Origin of the sequence: Allobosea sp. TAB14 (assembly GCF_052113865.1) — a bacterium.
Lineage (GTDB): Bacteria > Pseudomonadota > Alphaproteobacteria > Rhizobiales > Beijerinckiaceae > Allobosea > Allobosea spartocytisi.
Genome location: NZ_JBFRDQ010000314.1, coordinates 1 through 2,559, shown reverse-complemented (window position 1 = coordinate 2,559; position 2,559 = coordinate 1). Strand labels below are relative to the sequence as shown.

The window sequence follows — 2,559 nt, the reverse complement described above, 5'->3', positions numbered from 1 at the left end:
GTCTATGGCAAGCCGCTCGTCTTTCTCGACAACGCGGCCTCGGCCCAGAAGCCGAACGTGGTGATCGATACGATGTCGAAGCTGATGCGCGAGGACTATTCCAACGTCCATCGCGGACTGCATTACCTCGCCAATGCCTCGACCGAAGCCTATGAGGCGGCACGCGAAAGCGCGCGGCGCTTCCTCAACGCCAAGCATCTCGAGGAGATCGTCTTCACGCGCTCCTCGACCGGCGCGCTCAACACCGTCGCGTCCTCGCTCGGGCGCCACCTGAACCTCGGCGAGGGCGACGAGATCATCGTCTCGATCCTCGAGCACCACTCCAACATCGTGCCCTGGCATTACTGGCGCGAGCGGCATGGCGCCGTGCTGAAATGGGCACCGATCGACGAGGACGGCAATTTCCTCGTCGAGGAATTCGAGAAGCTGATCACTCCGCGTACCAAGGTCGTGGCGCTGACGCATATGTCGAACGCGACCGGCACCATCGTGCCGATCGCCGAGGTGGCGAAGATCTGCCGGGCGCATGGCATCCCGCTCGTCGTCGACGGCAGYCAGGGCGCGGTGCATCTGCCGGTCGACGTGCAGGCGCTGGGCTGCGACTTCTATGCTTTCACCGGCCACAAGACCTATGGACCGACCGGTTCCGGCGTGCTCTGGGGCCGCAAGGAATGGCTCGACAAGCTGCCSCCCTATGARGGCGGCGGCGAGATGATCGTSACYGTCACGGAAGACACCGTGACCTATAACGACCCGCCGCACCGTTTCGAGGCCGGCACGCCGGCGATCGTCGAGGCTGTGGGGCTGGGCGTCGCGCTGGACTACATGATGGCGCTCGGCCGTGAGAACATCGCCGCCCATGAGGCGAAGCTCGGCGCCTATGCGATGGAACGTCTCGGCGAGATGAATTCGATCCGCATCTTCGGCAAGGCACGGGAGAAGGGTGCGATCGTCGCCTTCGAGATGAAGGGCGCTCATGCCCATGACGTCGCGACGGTGATCGACCGCGCCGGTGTCGCAGTTCGCGCGGGTACCCATTGCGCGATGCCGCTTTTGGCACGATATGGGGTGACATCGACCTGCCGCGCCTCATTCGGCCTCTACAATACGCTGGAAGAGGTCGACAATCTGGTGGAAGCCCTGCGGAAGGCCGAAAACCTGTTCGCATGATATCGAGGATACGAGCCTTGGCCACGTCCGAACCCATCGCGCTGAAGGAAGACGGCTTCAAGCCGAACGAGCCGCAGGTCGGCTCCGCCGCGTCGCTTCCGCCTGAGGAGATCGACCGGCTGACGGACGATATCGTCGCGGCGCTGAAGACGGTCTACGATCCCGAGATCCCGGCCGACATCTACGAGCTCGGCCTGATCTACCGTGTCGACATCGCCGATGACCGGCAGGTCACCATCGATATGACGCTGACCGCGCCGGGCTGCCCGGTCGCGGGAGAGATGCCGGGCTGGGTCGAGAATGCGGTCAGCACCGTCAACGGCATCGCGGGTGTCACGGTCAACATGACCTTCGATCCGCCCTGGGACCAGTCGCGCATGTCCGACGAGGCCCGCGTCGCGCTCGACATGTGGTGAGCGCGACACCGGTCGCGTTGATGGATCGCATCTCATCGCTTCATTGGTGCTGAGCCCGCTCCGCTGGCAGGAATAGGCGCGTCATCCGCTCCCGGAGCTTGCCATGCCCAGCTTTCCCTACGAGACCGTCGACGTCTTCACCGACCGCCCCTTCGGCGGCAACCAACTCGCCGTCTTCACCGATGCGCGCGGGCTCTCGGACGCGCAGATGCAGTCGCTTGCGGCCGAGATGAACTATAGCGAGACGACCTTCGTCCTGCCGCCGGACGATCCGGCCCACGATGCCAGGGTCCGGATCTTCACGCGCGCGCATGAAATGCCGTTCGCCGGCCACCCCAATGTCGGAACGGCCTTCGTGCTCGCACGCCACGGTCGCGACCGTGGCGGCGTGCTGCGCTTCGAGGAAATTGCCGGGCTGGTCGAGGTGAAGGTCGCGCGCGATGCCGCAGGCACCGTCACCGGCGCGACGATTGCCGCCCCGCAGGCCCTGACGAAGAGCATCGAATTGCCGGCCGACGCGATCGCCGCCTGCGCCGGTCTTTCGCCTTCAGATATCGTCGTGACGAACCACCGGCCGGTGCGGGCCTCGGTCGGCGTCTTCTTCGTTCTCGCGGAGGTGACGCTGGAGGCGCTTTCGCGCGCCACGCCGGACCTCAGCCGGTTCCGGGCCGTCCGGGACAGCACGCCAGGCCTGGAGGGCCGCTTCTCGCTGTTCCTCTATGCGCGGGATGGCGCCAGCGATATCCGCGCCCGGATGTTCGCGCCGATCAGCGGCACATGGGAGGATCCGGCGACCGGCAGCGCCAGCGCCACGGTTGCCGCCCTGCTTCTCTCCCTCGGTAGCCAGGACGATGCGAGCTTCACGCTGACGCAGGGCGTCGAGATGGGCCGGCCCAGCCTTCTGCACCTGACCGCGCGCCGCGGCGAGGACGGCATCCGCGCCACCGTCGGCGGCTCCTGCGCGCAGATGTTC

At 66.1% G+C, this 2,559-nt stretch carries 3 protein-coding genes; all 3 read left to right on the top strand.

The window, feature by feature from the left end:
* On the top strand, positions 1–1,170 hold a 1,170-nt coding region (locus tag AB4Y99_RS26975; protein WP_441525496.1), incomplete at its 5' end, for a cysteine desulfurase.
* 8 nt (positions 1,171–1,178) lie between these two features.
* The gene (locus AB4Y99_RS26970) at positions 1,179–1,586 is read left to right on the top strand and encodes an SUF system Fe-S cluster assembly protein (RefSeq protein ID WP_441525497.1); all 408 of its coding nucleotides are present in this window, start codon (positions 1,179–1,181) and stop codon (positions 1,584–1,586) included.
* Positions 1,587–1,689: 103 nt separating this feature from the next.
* Positions 1,690–2,559, top strand: an 870-nt coding sequence (locus tag AB4Y99_RS26965; protein ID WP_441525495.1) for a PhzF family phenazine biosynthesis protein, incomplete at its 3' end; no start/stop codon positions are given.